This window comes from Okibacterium sp. HSC-33S16 (genome assembly GCF_024171565.1).
Classification (GTDB): Bacteria; Actinomycetota; Actinomycetes; order Actinomycetales; family Microbacteriaceae; genus Mycetocola_A.
In genome coordinates this window covers 49,565-68,317 of record NZ_JALJZZ010000005.1, presented here as the reverse complement: position 1 = coordinate 68,317, position 18,753 = coordinate 49,565, and the positions used below count along the sequence as shown (strand labels likewise).

21 protein-coding genes and 1 tRNA gene are annotated in these 18,753 nt (G+C 63.6%); 13 read left to right on the top strand and 9 right to left on the bottom strand.

Features of this window, described 5'->3' with window-relative positions:
• Positions 1–55 precede the first annotated feature (55 nt).
• The 5 genes from L1277_RS12020 to L1277_RS12000 all read left to right on the top strand — a co-directional run bounded on the left by L1277_RS12020 (position 56) and on the right by L1277_RS12000 (position 4,821).
• Positions 56–970, top strand: a complete 915-nt coding sequence (locus L1277_RS12020) for an NAD(P)-dependent oxidoreductase (RefSeq protein ID WP_253376663.1) — start codon at positions 56–58, stop codon at positions 968–970.
• Between the two features lie 79 nt (positions 971–1,049).
• On the top strand, positions 1,050–2,789 hold the full coding sequence (locus L1277_RS12015) for a dihydroxyacetone kinase family protein (protein ID WP_253376661.1): 1,740 nt from the start codon (positions 1,050–1,052) through the stop codon (positions 2,787–2,789).
• Positions 2,790–2,817: 28 nt separating this feature from the next.
• Positions 2,818–3,276: a ribose-5-phosphate isomerase gene (locus tag L1277_RS12010; protein WP_253376659.1), complete on the top strand. Its 459-nt coding sequence runs from the start codon at positions 2,818–2,820 to the stop codon at positions 3,274–3,276.
• Positions 3,276–4,109 carry a triose-phosphate isomerase family protein gene (locus L1277_RS12005; RefSeq protein ID WP_253376657.1) on the top strand — a complete coding sequence of 278 codons (834 nt, stop codon included), beginning with the start codon at positions 3,276–3,278 and terminating at the stop codon, positions 4,107–4,109. Before L1277_RS12010 ends, L1277_RS12005 begins: the two co-directional genes overlap by 1 nt.
• A complete protein-coding gene (locus L1277_RS12000; RefSeq protein ID WP_253376655.1) occupies positions 4,102–4,821 on the top strand; it encodes a GntR family transcriptional regulator in 720 nt (239 codons plus the stop codon). The genes L1277_RS12005 and L1277_RS12000 overlap by 8 nt, the downstream gene beginning before the upstream one ends.
• A gap of 479 nt (positions 4,822–5,300) precedes the next feature.
• Here the strand turns inward: L1277_RS12000 and L1277_RS11995 are convergent, their stop codons facing one another.
• The 4 genes from L1277_RS11995 to L1277_RS11980 all read right to left on the bottom strand — a co-directional run bounded on the left by L1277_RS11995 (position 5,301) and on the right by L1277_RS11980 (position 9,573).
• Positions 5,301–6,671: an MFS transporter gene (locus tag L1277_RS11995; protein ID WP_253376654.1), complete on the bottom strand. Its 1,371-nt coding sequence runs from the start codon at positions 6,669–6,671 to the stop codon at positions 5,301–5,303.
• Positions 6,672–6,873: 202 nt separating this feature from the next.
• On the bottom strand, positions 6,874–7,644 hold the full coding sequence (locus tag L1277_RS11990) for an SDR family NAD(P)-dependent oxidoreductase (protein WP_253376653.1): 771 nt from the start codon (positions 7,642–7,644) through the stop codon (positions 6,874–6,876).
• Between the two features lie 18 nt (positions 7,645–7,662).
• Positions 7,663–8,625 (bottom strand): 3-hydroxyacyl-CoA dehydrogenase family protein, encoded by a 963-nt coding sequence (locus L1277_RS11985; RefSeq protein ID WP_253376652.1) that lies wholly within the window; start codon positions 8,623–8,625, stop codon positions 7,663–7,665.
• A 9-nt stretch (positions 8,626–8,634) separates the two neighbouring features.
• Positions 8,635–9,573 carry a sugar phosphate isomerase/epimerase gene (locus tag L1277_RS11980; RefSeq protein WP_253376651.1) on the bottom strand — a complete coding sequence of 313 codons (939 nt, stop codon included), beginning with the start codon at positions 9,571–9,573 and terminating at the stop codon, positions 8,635–8,637.
• 395 nt (positions 9,574–9,968) lie between these two features.
• Here L1277_RS11980 and L1277_RS11975 point away from each other — a divergent pair.
• The 7 genes from L1277_RS11975 to L1277_RS11945 all read left to right on the top strand — a co-directional run bounded on the left by L1277_RS11975 (position 9,969) and on the right by L1277_RS11945 (position 13,925).
• Positions 9,969–10,041: transfer RNA gene (locus tag L1277_RS11975), tRNA-Trp, on the top strand.
• 42 nt (positions 10,042–10,083) lie between these two features.
• Complete coding sequence (gene secE, locus L1277_RS11970) at positions 10,084–10,359, top strand: preprotein translocase subunit SecE (protein ID WP_253376650.1); 276 nt, start codon at positions 10,084–10,086, stop codon at positions 10,357–10,359.
• Positions 10,360–10,439: 80 nt separating this feature from the next.
• Positions 10,440–11,438 carry a transcription termination/antitermination protein NusG gene (gene nusG / locus L1277_RS11965; RefSeq protein ID WP_253376649.1) on the top strand — a complete coding sequence of 333 codons (999 nt, stop codon included), beginning with the start codon at positions 10,440–10,442 and terminating at the stop codon, positions 11,436–11,438.
• 90 nt (positions 11,439–11,528) lie between these two features.
• Entirely contained in the window at positions 11,529–11,960 is a 432-nt protein-coding gene (gene rplK / locus L1277_RS11960; RefSeq protein WP_253376648.1) for a 50S ribosomal protein L11, read from the top strand.
• 146 nt (positions 11,961–12,106) lie between these two features.
• Positions 12,107–12,796: a 50S ribosomal protein L1 gene (gene rplA / locus L1277_RS11955; RefSeq protein ID WP_253376647.1), complete on the top strand. Its 690-nt coding sequence runs from the start codon at positions 12,107–12,109 to the stop codon at positions 12,794–12,796.
• 91 nt (positions 12,797–12,887) lie between these two features.
• Positions 12,888–13,451: a GNAT family N-acetyltransferase gene (locus L1277_RS11950; RefSeq protein ID WP_253376646.1), complete on the top strand. Its 564-nt coding sequence runs from the start codon at positions 12,888–12,890 to the stop codon at positions 13,449–13,451.
• A 60-nt stretch (positions 13,452–13,511) separates the two neighbouring features.
• On the top strand, positions 13,512–13,925 hold the full coding sequence (locus L1277_RS11945) for a CBS domain-containing protein (RefSeq protein WP_253376644.1): 414 nt from the start codon (positions 13,512–13,514) through the stop codon (positions 13,923–13,925).
• Positions 13,926–13,941: 16 nt separating this feature from the next.
• Here the strand turns inward: L1277_RS11945 and L1277_RS11940 are convergent, their stop codons facing one another.
• The 4 genes from L1277_RS11940 to L1277_RS11925 form a co-directional block, all read right to left on the bottom strand.
• Positions 13,942–14,961: an NADP-dependent oxidoreductase gene (locus tag L1277_RS11940; RefSeq protein WP_253376643.1), complete on the bottom strand. Its 1,020-nt coding sequence runs from the start codon at positions 14,959–14,961 to the stop codon at positions 13,942–13,944.
• A 163-nt stretch (positions 14,962–15,124) separates the two neighbouring features.
• On the bottom strand, positions 15,125–15,814 hold the full coding sequence (locus tag L1277_RS11935) for a YqaJ viral recombinase family protein (RefSeq protein WP_374110232.1): 690 nt from the start codon (positions 15,812–15,814) through the stop codon (positions 15,125–15,127).
• Complete coding sequence (locus L1277_RS11930) at positions 15,756–16,802, bottom strand: Gfo/Idh/MocA family protein (RefSeq protein WP_253376641.1); 1,047 nt, start codon at positions 16,800–16,802, stop codon at positions 15,756–15,758. Before L1277_RS11930 ends, L1277_RS11935 begins: the two co-directional genes overlap by 59 nt.
• Before the next feature lie 33 nt (positions 16,803–16,835).
• On the bottom strand, positions 16,836–17,096 hold the full coding sequence (locus tag L1277_RS11925; RefSeq protein ID WP_253376640.1) for a thioredoxin family protein: 261 nt from the start codon (positions 17,094–17,096) through the stop codon (positions 16,836–16,838).
• A 67-nt stretch (positions 17,097–17,163) separates the two neighbouring features.
• On the opposite strand from L1277_RS11925, the gene L1277_RS11920 reads away from it, so the two are divergent.
• Positions 17,164–18,003, top strand: a complete 840-nt coding sequence (locus tag L1277_RS11920; protein WP_253376639.1) for an NAD(P)-dependent oxidoreductase — start codon at positions 17,164–17,166, stop codon at positions 18,001–18,003.
• Positions 18,004–18,074: 71 nt separating this feature from the next.
• Here the strand turns inward: L1277_RS11920 and L1277_RS11915 are convergent, their stop codons facing one another.
• Positions 18,075–18,746: an ABC transporter ATP-binding protein gene (locus L1277_RS11915; RefSeq protein ID WP_253376638.1), complete on the bottom strand. Its 672-nt coding sequence runs from the start codon at positions 18,744–18,746 to the stop codon at positions 18,075–18,077.
• Positions 18,747–18,753 lie beyond the last annotated feature (7 nt).

Below are 18,753 nucleotides of genomic sequence, written 5' to 3'. Positions count from 1 at the left end.
TGGCCTCCATCGCCGCTGATCCACCCGGGCGGCAACGCGGAACTGGAGATCAGGAATGACTACGACACCTGCAGCGACGGAATCTCCCGTCGTCGCCATCCTCGGCCTCGGCGCCATGGGGCTTCCCATGGCCACCCGCCTCGCCACGAAATTGTCCGTTCGCGCCTATGACTTCGACGAGAAACGCATGGCGCTCGCCGTTGATCAGGGCGTCGAGTGCTTCGACTCCGCACGCGACGCCGCCTCGTCGGCCGACATCCTCCTGGTGGCTGTCCGCAACAGCGCACAGCTCGACGACGCACTCTTCGGCCCGAACGGCGTGGCCTCCGTTCTCGCTTCGGGAAGCGTCGTGATCCTCACCAGCACCATTGGAGCGGATGCCATTCCGTCGACGGTCAAACGTCTTGCGGAATACGGTGTCGACCTGGTCGATGCGCCCCTCTCCGGCGGGCCCGTCCGCGCGGGAGAGGGCGATTTGCTCATCGTCGTCGGGGCTGAATCCGGACCGCTGGAGCGAGCACGTCCTGTTCTTGATCTCCTTGCCTCTACACTCACCGTCGTTGGCGGTAAGCCCGGTGACGGCCAGGCCATGAAGACTGTCAACCAGTTGCTCTGCGGTGTGCACATTGCCGCGGCAGCCGAAGCGCTCGCGCTCGCCGAGTCACTCGGTCTCGATCCGGCCAGCGCGCTGCCCGCCCTCGAGGCCGGCGCCGCGGGCTCGTTCATGCTCTCCAACCGAGGACCGCGGATGCTCCAGGCCTACGACGAGGAGGGCGCAGAGGTGCTGAGTCGCCTCGATATTTTCGTTAAGGACATGGGCATCGTCTCCAAGGCGGCGCGGGCCGCCGGGCTGCCGTCACCGGTTGCGGCTGCCGCTGAACAGCTCTTCCTGCTCGGCCAGGCGCAGGGACTGGGCGCGGCCGACGACTCGTCGGTCATCCGGGTGGTCGCACCCTCTCGCGCCTCCTAAAGTTTTCCTCGCGCTCGGGTCGTATTTCCTATAGGATTGTGTTCGACCACCGACGTACTCAACGGCGAGGAAGAATGCTATGACCCGACTCTGGAACGAACCCGAGAACTTTGCAGACGAGATGACGGACGGCTTCGTCCGCGCGAACGGACGATGGGTCCGGAAGGTCGCCGGCGGTGTCACCCGCTCGACGCGCTCCGAAGAACCCACTGTGTCGCTCGTCATCGGCGGCGGATCCGGTCACTACCCCGCGTTCGGCGGACTGGTCGGCCACGGACTCGCGCACGGCGCCGCGATGGGAAACCTCTTCGCATCGCCATCCGCCCAGCAGGTTGAGTCTGTCGCCCGCGCCAGTGACCAGGGCCGGGGCATCCTGCTCAGCTACGGGAACTACGCCGGAGATGTGCTGCACTTCACCGAGGCGCAGGACAAGCTCCGTGCCGAGGGCATTGACTGCCGCACGGTCACGGTGACCGATGACATCTTCAGCGCTCCGGCGACCGAGAAGGAACGCCGCCGCGGCATCGCCGGTGACCTCACCGTGTTCAAGGTGGCCGGAGCCGCTGCGGCCGCCGGTTACGACATCGACGGCGTCGAGCGCGCGGCGATCCTCGCAAACGACCGCACCCGGTCGATGGGCGTTGCCTTCACCGGCTGCACCCTCCCCGGCGCCGAGGAGCCCCTCTTCTCTGTCCCGGAGGGACGGATGGCCATCGGCCTGGGTATCCACGGCGAGCCGGGTATCGACGAGGTCGACATCCCGAGCGCTGACGGCCTCGCCGACCTCTTCATCGAGCGGCTGCTCGTCGAGCAGGAGATCCCCGAGGGCGTCACCGTCCAGGGCTCTCGCGTCGTCCCGATCCTCAACGGACTGGGTTCGGTCAAAAACGAGGAGCTCTACATCGTCTTCGCCCGGGTCGCCGAGCTGCTCGAGAACGCCGGCGTCGAGATCGTCGACCCGCAGGTGGGCGAGTTCTGCACGAGCTTCGACATGGCCGGTGTGTCGCTCACCCTGCTCTGGCTTGACGACGAACTTGAAACCCTCTGGAACGCCCCGGCCGACACCCCCGCCTTCCGCACTGGATCGGTGGACACCGCTTCCCTCGTCCAGCGCGGCGAGATCGACGATTCGGTTGCCGAAGAGGTCATCCCTGAAGCAAGCGACGAGTCCCGGCGTGCGGCCAGCACAATTGTGAAGGCGCTCGACGCCGTCATGGCCGTCATCGACGAGAGCGCCGATGAACTGGGCCGCATCGACGCCATTGCTGGAGACGGAGACCACGGCATCGGCATGAAGCGCGGCTCGCACGCCGGAGCCGAGGCTGCACGCGCCACCCTGGCCAAGGACGCCGGTGCGCAGAGTGTGCTCGCTTCAGCGGCTGACGCCTGGTCGAACAAGGGCGGTGGCACCTCCGGAGCGATCTGGGGCGTCATCCTCCGCACCATTGGTGAGCGGCTCGACAACACGGCAGCCGTCGACGCGACAGCCGTTGCCGAGGGGCTCGATGCGGCCAAGCAGGCCGTGATGGACTTCGGCAAGGCCAAGGTCGGCGACAAGACCATGGTCGACTCGCTCGTACCGTTCGCCGAGACTCTCAGCGAACGTGTCGGCGCCGGAGATAGCCTGATTGAGGCATGGTCGGCCGCCAGTTCAGCCGCGAAAACCGCAGCGGACGGCACCGCGGACATGATGCCGGGTATGGGCCGGGCTCGCTCGCACGGCGAAAAGGCCCTCGGCGTCGCTGACCCGGGTGCGATCTCGCTGTCGCTGATTGCGGCGGCCGTCCTCGAGGTGCTGCGCGCAGCATCCGAGTCATAAATCTTTATCCCACTAAAGGAGCAACACAATGAGTGCACTACGCATTGTCGTCGGCTGTGACGACGCAGGATACGAATACAAGGAACGCCTGAAGGCTGACCTCGAGGCCAACGACCTCGTTGCATCCGTGACCGACGTCGGCGTCAACGCCGACGGGCACACCAACTACCCGACAATTGCGATCGCCGCCGCCGAAATGGTTGCCCGCGGCGAAGCTGACCGTGCGCTGCTGATCTGCGGTACCGGTCTCGGCGTCGCCATTGCCGCCAACAAGGTCGCCGGCGTTCGTGCCGTCACGGCTCACGACGGCTTCTCGGTCGAGCGTGCCGTGCTGTCGAACAACGCGCAGGTGCTCTGCATGGGCCAGCGCGTGGTCGGTATCGAACTCGCTCGTCGCCTCGTGCGCGAGTGGCTCACCTACACCTTTGACGAGTCGAGCGCCTCGAACGACAAGGTGCAGGAGATCTGCAGCTACGAAGGCGTCTGATGTCAACGCCCGGCTCGCCCCGGTTCCTGATCGGGACGAGCCACAAGATGTACTTCAGCCACGCTCGCACCGTCGAGTGGTGCCGGAGCGTCGCCGAGATCGCCGGGACCCACCCGGCGATCTCCGGCGGCACGGTGGAGCTGTTTGTCATCCCCACCTATCTCTCGGTGCCAGCGGCGGTGGAGACCCTCGGTTCCCTTGCGCTTGTCGGCGCGCAGGATTTGAGCACCGAAGACTCCGGTGCATTGACCGGTGAGGTCAGCGGAGCGGAGATCGCCGAGCTTGGCTGTCGGGTGGTCGAAGTGGGCCACGCCGAGCGTCGCCGCCTGTTCGGCGAGACGCCCGAGGTCGTCGCGGCCAAGACCACGGCAGCCCTGCGCAATGGTCTCGACCCGGTGCTCTGCATCGGCGAGGCTGAACGCACCACGACCGACGCCGCTATCGCCGACTGCATCGGGCAAATCGAGTCAGCACTTGAACCGAGTCGGCGCTCCGGCGTCAGCGGCCGGGTGATCGTCGCCTACGAGCCACACTGGGCCATCGGCGCTCCCGAGCCCGCCTCTCCCGACTACATTCGAACCGTGTGCTCAGCACTGCGCGAGCACGTTCGCTCCCTCACCGACTTTCCGGCGTCCGCGGTCATCTACGGTGGCAGCGCCGGACCCGGTCTCCTCAGCCAGATCGCCGACAGCGTCGACGGGATCTTCCTGGGCCGATTCGCGCACGACCCCCAAGCGGTGTCGGTGATCCTCGATGAGGCGGTCACGGCGGCAAACGCACTTGGGCGCGCTGATACCCTCGGTAACGACGTCCCGAGGAGAACGAATGTCTGAAACCACGTACCCACTCGGTGAAACCGTCACGATCGAGCGCAAAGGGCTGCGTGATCGCGTCTACGACCTCGTCCTCGATATGCTCGTCGGCCAGGCCGTCGCCCCCGGGACCCGGTTGTCGATCGACGCCATCGCCCGTGACCTCAAGGTATCGCCGACCCCGGTGCGCGAAGCACTGGTTCAGCTCGAGCGCACCGGGCTCGTCACCCGCGAACCGCTCAAGGGGTACCGGGTCGCCCCACAAATCACCGACAGCCAGCTCGAGTCGCTCTTCGACACGCGTATCGTGCTCGAGGGTGGTGCTGCGGAGCTCGCAGCGCGGCACTCGGACAGTCTCGTGCCCCGGCTCGAAGCGGCACTTGAGCAGCACCGGGCCGTCACTGAGAAGGTGCGTGCCGCCGCGGCAGCAGGAACCCTCTCGGTTGCCCTCCTTCGCGAATACTTCACGGTGGACTGGACTTTCCACCACCTGATCTTCGAGGGGACGAACAACCCGTTCCTCATCGACATGTCTGAGGTCATCTCCACCCGAGTGCACCGGATGCGGCAGACGGTCCTCAGCGGTGTGACCGACGCCGAGGACGCCGTGGTCGAGCACACGCGCATCATCGACGCGTTCCGGAGCGGACAGCCCGAAGAGGCCGCTGCCGCGATGCGCGACCACATCGAGAAGGTGCGCTTCCGCTCACGCTCTGACGCTCACTCTCACTAACCAAACGGTCACGGGACGGCGTACCCGACGGATTTTGTCGGCCGCATACGATGCACCTCTGACGCAAACTCGGAAGACCCTTGTCACACTGGTGGGGACCGGTATCGCACTTGTTTCGCCGATCATGAGCGTCATCTACTTCTTCCAGCCGTGGCGGACTTGTCCGTATGACGATTCGCCGGCGGCCTGTGCAATGCTCCCGGCGGACGCAGTGGTGATGACCACAGCGATGTTCGGAGTGGTGGTAGGGCTCGTCGTTCTGGGAATAGGACATTTTGCTCACGGACGCGACACTGGTCGATAGCGTCGGTATTTGCCACGTGCACAACGGATTCCTGACGGCACTTCGCTGCATTGGCTGCCTCGACCACAGGAAGTCGCGTTGGAGGACGAGGTGCCCCGTGGCATCCGCTCTTCATAAATGACAAAGCGGGCCGGTTCCCGATGGAACCGGCCCGCTTTCTCTGTAGCTTCTTCGATTAATGAACCGGCGGAGCCTCCTCGAGCAGCGCGTCAGCGCGTGCCTTGAAGAACCGGGTGCAGTACATCATCGCGGCGGCGAGGAACGCGAAGACACCGAGCGAGACGATGCCCCAGATGCCACTCTCGGTGGGCGCTGTCTCATTGAAGCTCGTGCGCATGATCGGTGCGACGAAGCCACCCAGGTTTCCCAGCGAGTTGATGAGACCGATTCCGGCGGCCGCGGCAGTTCCGGTGAGGAACGCCGTCGGGTACGACCAGGTGATCGGACCAACCGAGAGGAAGCTGGCGACCGCGAGGGTGATGAACAGGATGCCGACGAAAGGCAGGTTGTTCGCGCCAGCCCAAGCCGAACCGAAGATCGAGAGACCGGTGAAGATGTAGAACAGCGATCCCCAGTTGCGACGGAACCTGATGGTCGATGCGTTCCTCCCGACGATGTAGCAGGCGAAGAGGCCGACGAGCCACGGGATGGCCGAGACAAGTCCAACCTGCCAGCCGACGTCCTGACCGATCAGGCCGGAGACCTGCTGCGGGAGGTAGAACGTGGTGCCGTAAACGGCGATCTGGAGGCAGAAGTAGATGATGGTGAAGTACCACACCTTCCAGCTCGACATCGCGCGCCAGATGCCTGACGGGCCGTCTTCGGTACGGACGGTGTCTTCCCTGGCCATGACATCTGTTAAGGCATCCTTTTCTTCCTGGTTGAGGAACTTCGCCTTCTGCGGACTGTTCACAAGGAAGAAGAGTGCGGCGATGCCGGCGAGGATCGCCAGCATGCCCTCGGTGAAGAACATGACCTGCCAGCCGTGCCACGGCGTCACAGTGTCACCGAAGCTGATCAGCCCACCGCTGAGCGGGGCGCCGATCATCTGTGAGAAGGGCTGGGCCAGGTAGAAGATCGCGAACATCTGCACGCGCACCTTGTTGGGGAACCACTCCGCCAGGAACATGATGACACCGGGGAACAGTCCGGCCTCGGTGACACCGAGGAGGAACCGCAGGATGATGAACATCGTGTCGTTCGTTGTGAAGGCAAAGGCTGCTGCGACAATGCCCCAGGTGATGGCGATGCGAGCCAGCCAGAACCGAGCGCCGAACTTCTTCAGCAACAGGTTGCTGGGGATTTCGAAGATCGCGTAGCCGATGAAGAAGATACCGGCGCCGAGCGCGAATGCGCCCTGCGAGATACCTCGGTCCATTGCCAGGGCGTCCTCGGCAAAGCCGATGTTCGTCCGGTCAAGGAAGGCCACGAAGTAGAGGATCACGAGCATCGGCATCAGGTGCTTCGATGCCTTCGCGATCGCCGACTTCAGAGCCGGGCTGTGGGCGTTGGGGTCAACACCGACAGAGGGGGTGGATGCGGACAATGTTTCTCTCCTTTGAGGAAATGATCAACAGGGGGAGCCCGGCAGAAAAACCGGGTGGGGTGGAAGAAATAGGACGGAGAATCAGCCGATGACGCTCGGGGCGATCAGCCAAATGCCGATGCCCACACAGACGATGCCCAGCACGAGGAAAAGGATGCGGCCCTTGGACCACGGACCCGTTGCTCCAGTCATGTCACCGACCTCAGTGCATGTAGAGGCCACCGTCAACGTTCAGGGTCTGGCCCGTCACGAATCCGGAGTCCTCGCTGATGAGGTAGGCGATGGCCGCTGCGATGTCCCGCGGAGTTCCGATGCGGGGAAGCACGCCATCTGCGGCCATGGCTTCCTTACGCTCGTCGGTCAGCGTTCCACCCATGATGTCGGTGTCGATGGGGCCAGGGGAGATGACATTGACGGTGATGCCGTCCTTGCCAAGCTCACGAGCGACACTGCGGGAGAACCCGATGACGCCAGCCTTGGCCGCCGAGTAAACGGTCTTGCTGAAGGTGCCGCCGCCACGCTGGGCGGAAACGGACGACAAGCTGACAACGCGGCCCACTCCGTTCTTGACCATTGACTCGACGGCGCGACGGGTCGCGAAGTGGACGCCGTTCATGTTGATACCCATAACCCGGTTCCATTCCTCCGCGGTCACTTCGAGGTAGGGGACGGGGGAGGAAACGCCAGCGAGGTTCACAAGCGCGACGACCTGGGGCAGTGCGGCTTCAAGCTGGTCGAAAGCGGCACGAACCTGAGCTTCGTCCGCAACGTTAGCGCCAGCGCCCGCGGCGACGACGCCGTGCTGCTCAGCGATTTCCGAAGCGACAGCTGCCGCGGCGTCAGCGTCCAGGTCGATGATGCCGATGTTCCAGCCCTGCTCAGCAAGGTAGTGAGCTGACGCACGGCCAATTCCGCGGGGCGACGCAGCGCCCGTCAGGATGACGGAACGGGATTCAGGGAAAGGTGTTGCCATGGCTTCTGATCCGATCGTTCAGTTGGAGGAGTGGATGGGTGCTGGGCCAAGCTCATCCATGAGCTTCTTGATGGCCACGTACGCCTTGTTGCGGTAAGCGATGAGCTCGGCCGTGCGGTCGGCGGGAACATCGAGGTAACCGGCGCCGCTCTTGGTGCCGAACTTGCCGGCGTCCACGAGTTCCTTGAGGGAATCCGGAGTGGCAAAGCGCTCGGGCCAGCGGGTCTGCAGCGAGGCATAGCAGAACGAGTAGACGTCGAGACCCGCCATGTCAGCGATAGCGAACGGTCCGAAGACTGGCAGCCGGAATCCGAAGGTCGTGCGGACGATCGTGTCGATGTCCTCAGGAGTTGCGACGCCTTCTTCGACGAGCTGGGTTGCCTCGTGGAAGAGCGCATACTGCAGACGATTGAGCACAAAGCCGGTGGCGTCCTTGACGCGAGCGGTTTCCTTGCCGGTTGCCCGAACGATCTCCTCAACGACCTCGATGGCCGCGGAGTCGGTTCCCTCGTGCGGAATCAGCTCAACACCCGGGATGAATGGTGCGGGGTTCGAGAAGTGAACACCGAGGAAACGCGAGGGGTTCGTGACCGCTTCGGCGAGCGAGCTGATCAGGATGGTCGACGTGTTCGATCCGATGATTGCGTCCGGACGGGCCGCCTCGCTGATGCGCTTCAGAGTGGCGTGCTTGATCTCGATCTTCTCGGGAACGGCTTCCTCGATGAAGTCGGCGTCGGCAACGGCCTCTTCGATGGACGCTGCGGGCGAGACGTTCTTCTGGATGCGCTCGACGGCGTCAGCGGGGAACAGGTCGTCTGCAACGAACTGCCGGGCTTCCTCGATGAGGCGCTCGTAGTTCTTCGTGGCAATCTCTTCCGAGATGTCAGCGAGACGGACGGTGGCGCCGGAGAGGGCGAGCACCTGTGCGATGCCGCCACCCATGTATCCGGAGCCGACGATGGCGATGATGCGGTTGGTCATATTTGTCTCCTAGGCCTTGGGAAGAAGCGAGCGGATGTACTTCTGGTTGGTGGCACACATGCCGAGGCTGTCTCCGCCGTAGTGCTCGGCGAGGATGATGCCGTTGTAGCCGAGCTCCATCGCGTCGCGGAACACCTGGCGGTAATTGATGAGGCCGGCTTCCATGGTCGACGGGACCGAGGTGTACCAGCTGCCGTCCGCGGCCTCGTCGCGGGTGTAGTTCTTGACGTGCCAGTAGTTGGCGTAGGGGAGCGTCTTGGCGAAGAGTTCGCGCCAGTCTTCAACCGGACGGTGCAGGCGGATGAGGTTGGCGACGTCGGGGTTGATGCCGACGTTGTCGAGTCCGACGTCCTGAACGAACCGGACGGCACTGTCGGCCGTGCCGACATAGGTGTCCTCGTACATTTCGAGCGAGAGCGGCAGGCCGACCGATGCGGCGTGCTCACCGAGTTCGCGGATGCGCTTGACGGCCGTGTCCCACACGTCGCGGTCATCGGGATCCTTGGGACCCTCGGCGGTCCAGAACCACAGGGCCTTCTTCTGCGCGTCACTGAACGGTTGGTGCAGGCCGGTCGAGAAGACCTCCATGCCCCATTCGGCAGCGGCGTCGATCGTGCGGTGGGCATAAGCGAGGTTCTTCTCCTCGTGGCCCGGCATGATGACGCTCTGGCGTTGAAGGTGCACCGAGGGAATTCCGACGCCGTGTGACTTGGCGATTGACAGGAATTCATCGCGACGCGACGGCTCGAGGTCCGCGGGGCGCACATGGCTGTCGGCGAGCTCGGCGAGGTTGAATCCGACGTCTTCGATCTGAGCGAACATGTCGTCCCAAACCTCAGCGGGAGCGTCGTGCAGAGCGACACCCTCTTTGCTCACCGGCGGGAAGGCGTGAAGACAGGTGGCGATGGGCCAGGTCTCAGCCGTGTACTTGGGCTTCTCAATCGGCATGTTGCTCCATTGCATTTTCTCGGGGTGTCGCTGCATCGTTCGCAGCTACCAAATATCCTATAGGAAAGAGTACGCGTGGTTCCGATCGATGTAAAGACCCACCTTCCGCTGTCGACCGACGCGAGTAGGCGGCCACGTGGGCCGTCCCGGGCAGCCAACCCGGCGACGACGTGGCTGTCAACGGGGTTGCAAGGACTGGCTGACAAGTACTCGAAACGGCCCTCAGGGCTCAGGTTGGCGCTGAGTGAATCGGCCTGTACACTTGGAAGAGGTAGTTGAAATCTGCCAAGCTTTTTTGCGCCAATTTTCCCGAGTGCTGAGTAGTCAGTCGCTGGGGGAGTGCGGTTCTCATCAGTTCGTCAGATTTCTCCTCCTGTGACCGGGGATCCGGTCATAGGGCGGTGGCTCAATTGGTAGAGCAGCGGTCTCCAAAACCGCAGGTTGCAGGTTCGAGTCCTGTCCGCCCTGCGCGTCGGTGTTCACACCCCGGCACATGAAAGGTGTATCCAGGTGGCCCGAAAAGTTATCGACGAACCGAGCGAGGAAATCGTCGCAGCAGCGAAGAAGGAACGTGCTGCCAAGCGCGGACCCTTCGCCGGGATCATTCTGTTTTTGAAGCAGGTTGTTGCTGAGCTCAAGAAGGTCGTCACCCCGACCCGCAAAGAGCTGTTCAGCTACACCGGCGTTGTGCTCGTGTTCGTCGTGATCATGATGGCGCTGGTATGGGGTCTGGACCAGGTCTTCAGCTGGGCTGTGATCTTTACGTTCGGCACGCCTGCGGCTTAGCCACCGGCATCCTTCGAACTTCAACAAGCGCAACGTGGCCGAGCGCACGGCCAGACGAGAGCCAAAGAAAAGAGATTTAAGTGTCGGAGAGAAATCTAGACGACGTCGACTGGGCAACAGCGGCTGAGCAGTCGAGCGAACCCGACGAGGCCCAGGAGGGCAACGTACTCGCCGCCGAGGAGAATTCCGTCGACGCTGCTGAGCACACGGCACTCCACATCGAGGACGTTGCAAGCGACGAAGAAGACGTGGACGAGGAGGTCGAGGCTCTGACCGATGCCGTTGACCCCGAGGCCGACGCCGTCGTTGACGATGCACTCGAGATTGATGAAGCCGCTGAAGTTGAGGCTGCTGCACTCGCTATCGAAGACTCAGTCGACATCGAGCGCGAGGAAGAGGCCGAGTTTGAGCCTGATGTCGCTCCGTACGAGGGCGAAGAGCCCGACGCGGAGCCCGCAGACGTTGACCCGTACGACGCATTCCGCGCCGAACTGCGCAGCATGCCCGGCAAGTGGTACGTCATTCACTCCTACGCCGGCTTTGAGCGCAAGGTCAAGGCGAACATCGAGCAGCGCAAGGGATCGCTCGACGTCGCTGACTTCATCTACCAGGTCGAAGTGCCGATGGAAGATGTTGTCGAGATCAAGAACGGCCAGCGCAAGATGGTCACGCGCGTCCGTATCCCCGGATACGTACTGGTGCGCATGGACCTCAACGAAGACTCCTGGTCTGTCGTTCGCCACACCCCCGGCGTCACCGGCTTCGTGGGCAACGCCCACAACCCGACGCCGCTGCGCTTCGAAGAGTCCTTCAACATGTTGAAGAGCCTCGTCGAGGTCAAGGAAGCCACCCAGGCTAAGGCCACGGGCGGCAAGGGCGGCCAGACCGCTCGCTCGATTCCGGCAGAGGTTGACTTCGAGATCGGCGAGACCATCACGATCAAGGAAGGCTCGTTCGCTGGCCTTCCCGGTTCGATCAGCGAAATCAAGCCGGAGAGCGGCAAGCTCACCGTGCTCGTCTCACTGTTCGAGCGCGAGACCCCGGTCGAGCTCAGCTTCGACCAGGTCACCAAGCTCTAAAGTTTTCTCACACCACCGCAGCCCAACCGGGCTTGCGGGAGAGCGCTTGTCACACGGACAGCGCTCGAACCCCAATAAGAAGGAAGAAACATGGCACCGAAGAAGAAGGTCACTGGTCTGATTAAGCTTCAGATCAAGGCTGGCGCCGCCAACCCCGCCCCGCCTATCGGCCCGGCTCTGGGTCAGCACGGCGTGAACATCATGGAATTCTGCAAGGCATACAACGCCCAGACCGAATCCCAGCGTGGAAACGTCATCCCAGTCGAGATCACCGTGTACGAGGACCGCTCGTTCACGTTCATCCTGAAGACCCCGCCCGCTGCAGAACTCATCAAGAAGGCTGCCGGCGTCGCGAAGGGTTCCGGAACCCCGCACACCGTCAAGGTCGCCAAGCTCACCAAGGAGCAGGTCCGCTCGATCGCTGAGCAGAAGATGGCCGACCTCAACGCCAACGATGTCGACGCTGCGTCGAAGATCATTGCCGGAACCGCCCGTTCCATGGGAATCACCGTCGAAGCGTAGTAACCCCCGGGATGTCCCGACTGCCCTGGCGGTAGTCGGCTCCCACCCGAGTCGCCAGGCGCAGCCTGATCCCGACTCACGACACAACATTCGTGGCAGCGCCGGCCAGGCGCAAATGACCACATTCTCGAATTGGAGAAATTCACATGGCACAGAAGTCAAAGGCCTACCGGGCCGCCGCCGAGAAAATCGGCACTGACAAGGTCTACACCGCTTCCGAGGCAGTTGCACTCGCCAAGGAGACCGGTTCGGCGAAGTTCGACTCCACCGTTGAGGTTGCCCTCAAGCTCGGTGTTGACCCCCGCAAGGCTGACCAGATGGTTCGCGGCACCGTGATTCTTCCTCACGGCACCGGTAAGACCGCCCGCGTCATCGTCTTCGCAACGGGCCCCGCAGCAGAGGCAGCAATCGCTGCTGGTGCTGACGAGGTCGGTGGCGACGAGCTCATCGAAAAGGTAGCCGCCGGCTACACTGCCTTCGACTCCGCGGTTTCGACCCCGGAGCTCATGGGCAAGGTCGGTCGTCTCGGTAAGGTCCTCGGCCCCCGCGGCCTCATGCCGAACCCGAAGACCGGAACCGTCACCCCCGACGTCGCTCGCGCCGTCAACGACATCAAGGGTGGAAAGATCGAGTTCCGCGTCGACAAGCACGCCAACGTGCACTTCGTCGTCGGAAAGGCATCGTTCTCCTCCGAGCAGCTGTTCGAGAACATCTCGACCGCCCTCGAAGAGGTCAACCGCCTCAAGCCGTCCTCCTCGAAGGGCCGTTACATCCTCAAGGGCACCGTCTCGACCACCTTCGGTCCTGGCATCCCGATGGACATCAACACCATCTAGTTCGTCTTTTTCGAACGACACAGAAAGGACCTCGCTTCGTGCGAGGTCCTTTTTGCGTACCCCAAAGCATCCGTTCCCATAAAATGGCGAGGTGACTGTGACGGTAAGACGCGCCATAACGACGGATGCCACGGGGTTGGCCGAGCTTGCGAAGGTCACCTTTCCGCTGGCGTGCCCTCCCGGCAGCGCTCCTGAGGCGATCGCCGAATTCGTTGCGGGTGCGCTCTCGGAGAAACGGTTTGTCGAGTACCTGGCTGACGCGGGTCGGACGATTCTCGTCGCAGAGGACGCCGGCGGGCTGTGCGGTTATACGATGCTCGTCGCCGGTGACCCCACCGATCCAAACGTTGCAGCGGCGATTACGATTCGGCCGACCATTGAGCTGAGCAAGGTGTATGTGCTCGCGGGGTCGCACGGGCGTGGTGTTTCTGCGCCGCTGATGGCCGCGACCCTCGACGCCGCGCGGGAGCAGGGAGCGGTGGGCATCTGGTTGGGGGTGAACCAACTCAACACCCGGGCGCTGCGGTTCTACGAGAAGAGCGGCTTTCGTCTCGTCGGCGAGAAAACCTTCTCACTCGGCCCCGAGCTGCACAGCGACTTCGTGATGGAGCGGGCACTCGAGAACACCTCGCAGTCCGGTCGTCAAGTGTCCTGACGGGCGATCTTTCGCGGCGTAACGTGGCCTGCCACATCACCTCGACAGAAGGGACAGGCAATGGTTACCGCACGCGAAATCATGACTCCGGGGGCCGAGTGCGTCGGCGAGAACGACACGCTCGTGACGGCTGCGCAGAAGATGCGTGACCTCGACGTTGGCGCGCTGCCGATCTGCGGCGAAGACGGCCGACTGCACGGCATGCTCACCGACCGGGACATCGTCGTGAAGTGCATCGCCGACGGGGGAGACCCGAGTTCGGCCACAGCCGGATCGCTCGCGCAGGGCAAGCCCGTCACCATCGGTGCCGACGATGACGTTTCCGAGGCTCTGCGCACCATGGAGAAGCATCAGGTGCGCCGACTGCCGGTCATCGACGGGCATCAACTTGTCGGCATGGTCGCGCAAGCCGACGTCGCGCTGGCGCTCGCACCGGACCAGGTGGGGGACACCGTCGCCGAAATCTCCGAGTGATGCGGGCGGTGCCCGGCTAGTGGGCCGGGATCGTCAGCACAATCTTGCCACGGGTGTGACCCGACTCAAGTGCGCGGTGCGCGTCTGCGGCCCGGCCGAGGTCGAAGACTTCGTCCACGAAGACGTGCACATCGCCCGACTCGAGCAACCGCGAGATGGTCGAAAGGGTATCGCCGTCCGGCGCAACCTTGAACGTCGTGGCGCGCACACCGGCGGTGTCCGCTTCCTCGAGGAAGGTTGGCCAGCTCCCGGTGGGCGCGTTGACGATCAGGCCGCCCGGGTGCAGAACGCTCAGCGACCGGCTGCCCGTGTTGTCGTGGACGTTTCCGATGAGGTCGATGACCACATCGACATCGCTCAGAACGTCCTCGAATCGGGTCGTTGAATAGTCGATGACCTCATCGGCGCCGAGCTCACGCAGCCAGTCCTGGTTGCGTGTGGAGCCGGTGGCGATGACGTGGGCTCCGAAGTACCGGGCGAATTGCACGGCGAAGTGGCCAACGCCGCCGCTTCCGGCGTGGATCAGCATCCGCTGTCCCTGATGCGCCTTCGCCACCTCAACCACCATCCCCCAGGCCGTGAGCGCGGCGAGCGGCACCCCGGCCGCCTCAACGTGGGAAAGTGCAGCGGGCTTCTTCGCGACCGAGAGGGTCGACACGGCCACGTACTGGGCGTAGCTACCCGACGTGCGCGGCACCATGGTCATGCCGTACACCTCGGTACCCGGAGCGAACGGGTGCGCTTCATACGGAGCTTTCACGACCACACCACTGAAGTCGAACCCGAGCACAGCCGGAAAACGGGTGATGCCAGCTGACACGCCGCGACCGGCTCGGGTTTTGGCATCGATCGGGTTGATACCCGCGGCGGTGACCTGCACGATGACCTCGGAGTTGTACGCGCTTGGCACCGGCACCGTTGCTTCATGCAGCGCGTCAGCATCGCCGACCGAATCGATGACCACGGCTCGCATCAGCTCCGGAATTGCGGGAGCGGCGGCCGCTCCGGCCGAGGACGCGTCAGATGTTCCAGTCATGCCCCGAGTCTGCCACGCAATACCAACACCCTCACGCATTGCTGCCCCCTGTCATCGTCGCCATTGCTCTAGCTAACGCCCGAAATGAGTCAGCGGTGTTACGGCCGAGTTCCCGGCCAGCAAACAATCACCTGTGCCGTCAACGGGGGACGGGGGAGGCGGCTCAGGGAATGTCGTACGGGTCGTCGTGAACGAGGTAACGTGACACCCGCGTGGTCCGCCGGTGCAACTCGTCGATGAGCTCGTTCGCGAGCCCGACCAGCTGGCCAATCTGCTTCTCGTCACGGTCAACCCACCGGCAGTTCGGCTCCTCGTCAACCGGGCGGAAATTCTCGTGCTGCTCCCACACGACGAGCGTGCGCTCGGCGCCGAGCACGTATTGCTGCCACCAGATCTGGCGAAGGTAGTTACGCGGAACACTCGACCACGGCTTTGTCGTGGTCTTAATCTCGGCGAGCACCAGCGCTCCCGAATGAGTCACGGCCAGTCCATCGGGCGTGGCCAGGTGACGCTTCTCGACCTCCGCGTGAAACAGTGCCGACGACGGCGAGATCCCGTGTGTCGCAGCGACCCAGCGCGCGATCTCGGGCTCACGAGCGCGACCGTGATCGGTGTACGCGTTGCCGGAGAAGCCCGGTCCGCCGCCCAGCTTTTCGGTGGCGACGGCGTCAATCGACTTCGCACTGGAGAGTCGGGCTACGTCCGTTGCGGTGATTCCGCGAGAACGTGCGCGAAGCCAGGCCACCCGGTCCGTCGAGTCGGCGACGAGACGGTCAAGATGGGAAGGCACACCTCTATTGTGCCTCCATTGAACGGATGCTGCCGCCACCCAGAATCTGTCGGCGCGCCTCATCGAGGGTGTCCAGAACCGCAATCGTCTCGTCCAGCGGATGCAGCGGCGATTCCGTGAGGCCATCCGCGATGAAGCGGGCCACGGCGGAGGCCTGGTAGCTCAATCCCTCCCGCCAGAGAAGACCCGAGGTGTCTTCGAACCGAACGGCACCCGATCCCGCCGGTGAGAACGTGAATCCGCCCGGACCGACGAAGACCCGGTCGATCGCGATGCGCCCGCCGGTGCCGATGATGTTCGCCTCGCTCGGAGTGTCGGCGAGCAGGGTCGTCGAGAGCACAGCCTGCGCTCCGGTTGGCGTGTCGAGAATCAGTGACGACTGCACGTCAACGCCCGTCGGCGACAACTGTCCGCGAGCGGTGACTGACGAGAACTCCCCGAGCGCGAAGGACGCGACAGACACGAGGTAGACCCCCAGATCGAGCAACGCGCCACCACCGAGTTCCGGATTGAAGAAACGCGAAGTCGGGTCATACGGCGCGCGAAAGCCATAGTCCGCCGAAAACAACCGCACATCACCGAGCGCACCGTCTTCGAGCAACTGCCGAACCACGTCAAACTTTGGCAGGTACTTCGCCCAGAGCGCCTCCATCGCAAACACCCCGGCCGCACGCGCCGCGTTCACGACGAGCTGCGCATCGGCCGCGCTCGTCGCCATCGGCTTCTCGACCAGCACGTGCTTGCCCGCTGCAATCGCATCAAGCGCAAGCGGAACGTGTTCGGTGTGCGGAACCGCGATGTACACAACATCCACGTTTGGATCGGCAAACAAATCGGCATGACTGCCATATGACGAACGGATGCCGTGGGCCGCCGCAAACTGTCCCGCACGTTCCGCAGAACGCGACGACACCGCGACCACCTGTTGCGTGGTGTGCGCCTGCACGGCACGGGTGAAATCGGTGGCGATGGCGCCGGGACCGACAACGCCCCATCGGAGGGCCGGCGCATCGCGCTGGTTCGAGAAACGGGGGCTCGGGAGCGTCGTCATTGGCGGGGCCGATCTGCGTGTGCGCGTGAGGGGTCAGAGAGCCTGGGCGGCTGCGGTCAAAACCTGGTTGAGAGTGGGAACACCGGTGGCACGAAAAACCTCGGTGCCCTCATCGTCGAGCACGATCACGGTGGGAGTCACCCGGATTTCGTCGTCGGCGGCTTTCGCATTCTCAAAGGCAACGTCTCTCTCGACCACGCGCGCTTGCGGGACCAGGCGCTCGGCTTCGGCGAGCACCGATCGTGCCTGGGCGCAGGGCGCACAGAAGGCTGACGTGTAGAGAACGAGTTGCATCCTTACACTCAACCACGTTCCGGCGCACCCCATTCCACACAATTCATTCCTGCAACAGAATGGGCGCATGAGAATTGCTGTGACCGGTGGATCCGGAAAACTGGGACGCACCGTCGTCCGCGAACTGCGCGCCGCCGGAAATGAGGTCACGAACCTCGACGCAACGGGAGAGCGCGGGGCCGGATTCGTCCGGGTCGACCTCACCGACTACGGCCAGACACTTGACGCGCTGCTCGGTGTCGACGACAGCCACGCAGGATTCGACGCCGTTGTGCACCTCGCCGCGATCCCGGCACCGGGGATGACGAGCAACGTCGCCACCTTCCAGAACAACATCCTCGCCAGTTACAACGTCATGACCGGAGCCATCCGTGCGGGCATCCGCAACATCGTCTATGCGTCCAGCGAGACTGTCCTCGGCCTGCCGTTCGAGACTCCACCGCCCTACATTCCCGTTGACGAGGAGTATCCGGCACGGCCGGAAAGTACCTACTCGCTGGTAAAGCACCTCGAAGAGCAAATGGCGATCGAGCTCGTACGCTGGAATCCCGACCTCAAGATCATCGCGCTGAGGTTCTCCAACGTGATGAACCCCGAGGATTACGCCGAGTTCCCGAGCTTCGACGCCGATGCGTCGCTGCGCAAGTGGAACCTATGGGGGTACATCGATGGCCGCGACGGTGCACAAGCTGTCCAGCGGGCGCTTGAGCTCGAGTTCACCGGCTTCGATCGCTTCATCATCGCCGCAGCGGACACCGTGATGGCTCGGCCCAACGCCGAGCTCGTCGCCGAGGTGTTCTCCGGCGTGCCGGTCACCCGGGATCTGGGTGAGAACGACACCATGCTCTCGATCGATAAGGCGCGCCGGGTGCTGGGCTACGACCCCCAGCACTCCTGGCGCGACTGATCGCTCCGCGAGTTGCTGGGTATGCAGAGTTGCCCGACGGGCACACCCTGCAAACCCAGCAACTCGCGGGTTCACGCGACGTCCTTCACGTGTCCGTTCTTGATGTGCAGCCGGCGCTGTGCCCGCCGAGCGACCGCCGAGTCGTGGGTGACCACGATGAGGGTGAGCCCGAGTTCGGTCCACATCTTCTCGAGGAGGTCCATGATCTCGTCACGTGTGCTTTCATCGAGTGCACCGGTCGGTTCGTCCGCGAGCAGCACGGCCGGCCTCTTGACGAGTGCCCGGGCAATCGCGACGCGTTGCTGCTGCCCACCTGACAGTTCGCTCGGCAGGTGGCCGCCGCGCTCGTCGAGTCCGACGGAGGCAAGCGCGTCGCGTGCCCGGGTCGCTCGCTCCGCCGTGCCTACCCCGAGCGGCACCAGTGCCATCTCCACGTTCTCCTGCGCGGTGAGTGTGGGAATGAGGTTGAAGCTCTGGAATACGATGCCGATGTCTGTCGCTCGAACGCCGGTGAGGGTGCTCTCGCCGGCTGCGGAGAGATCGTTGCTGCGGAAGGTGATCGTTCCTGTTGACGGTCGATCGAGTGCGCCGAGCATCTGCAGCAGGGTGGACTTTCCGCCGCCGGTTGGGCCCTGAATGGCGACCATCTGGCCGTCGGGGATCTCAAGCGAGACCTTGTCGAGTGCCACGACCGTGCGTTTGCCCTGTGTGTAGGTCTTGGTGACGTCAGTGAGTGTGTACATGTGAAGT

Coding starts and splice junctions, on each gene's coding strand:
- L1277_RS11945 (WP_253376644.1), top strand. CDS start 13,512: ATGGTTACCGCACGCGAAATCATGACTCCGGGGGCCGAGTGCGTCGGC.
- L1277_RS11980 (WP_253376651.1), bottom strand. CDS start 9,573: ATGCCGATTGAGAAGCCCAAGTACACGGCTGAGACCTGGCCCATCGCC.
- L1277_RS12015 (WP_253376661.1), top strand. CDS start 1,050: ATGACCCGACTCTGGAACGAACCCGAGAACTTTGCAGACGAGATGACG.
- rplK (WP_253376648.1), top strand. CDS start 11,529: ATGGCACCGAAGAAGAAGGTCACTGGTCTGATTAAGCTTCAGATCAAG.
- L1277_RS11935 (WP_374110232.1), bottom strand. CDS start 15,814: ATGAGGCGCGCCGACAGATTCTGGGTGGCGGCAGCATCCGTTCAATGG.
- L1277_RS11915 (WP_253376638.1), bottom strand. CDS start 18,746: ATGTACACACTCACTGACGTCACCAAGACCTACACACAGGGCAAACGC.
- L1277_RS11990 (WP_253376653.1), bottom strand. CDS start 7,644: ATGGCAACACCTTTCCCTGAATCCCGTTCCGTCATCCTGACGGGCGCT.
- rplA (WP_253376647.1), top strand. CDS start 12,107: ATGGCACAGAAGTCAAAGGCCTACCGGGCCGCCGCCGAGAAAATCGGC.
- L1277_RS12010 (WP_253376659.1), top strand. CDS start 2,818: ATGAGTGCACTACGCATTGTCGTCGGCTGTGACGACGCAGGATACGAA.
- L1277_RS12005 (WP_253376657.1), top strand. CDS start 3,276: ATGTCAACGCCCGGCTCGCCCCGGTTCCTGATCGGGACGAGCCACAAG.
- L1277_RS12000 (WP_253376655.1), top strand. CDS start 4,102: ATGTCTGAAACCACGTACCCACTCGGTGAAACCGTCACGATCGAGCGC.
- L1277_RS12020 (WP_253376663.1), top strand. CDS start 56: ATGACTACGACACCTGCAGCGACGGAATCTCCCGTCGTCGCCATCCTC.
- L1277_RS11985 (WP_253376652.1), bottom strand. CDS start 8,625: ATGACCAACCGCATCATCGCCATCGTCGGCTCCGGATACATGGGTGGC.
- L1277_RS11940 (WP_253376643.1), bottom strand. CDS start 14,961: ATGACTGGAACATCTGACGCGTCCTCGGCCGGAGCGGCCGCCGCTCCC.
- L1277_RS11930 (WP_253376641.1), bottom strand. CDS start 16,802: ATGACGACGCTCCCGAGCCCCCGTTTCTCGAACCAGCGCGATGCGCCG.
- L1277_RS11925 (WP_253376640.1), bottom strand. CDS start 17,096: ATGCAACTCGTTCTCTACACGTCAGCCTTCTGTGCGCCCTGCGCCCAG.
- L1277_RS11920 (WP_253376639.1), top strand. CDS start 17,164: ATGAGAATTGCTGTGACCGGTGGATCCGGAAAACTGGGACGCACCGTC.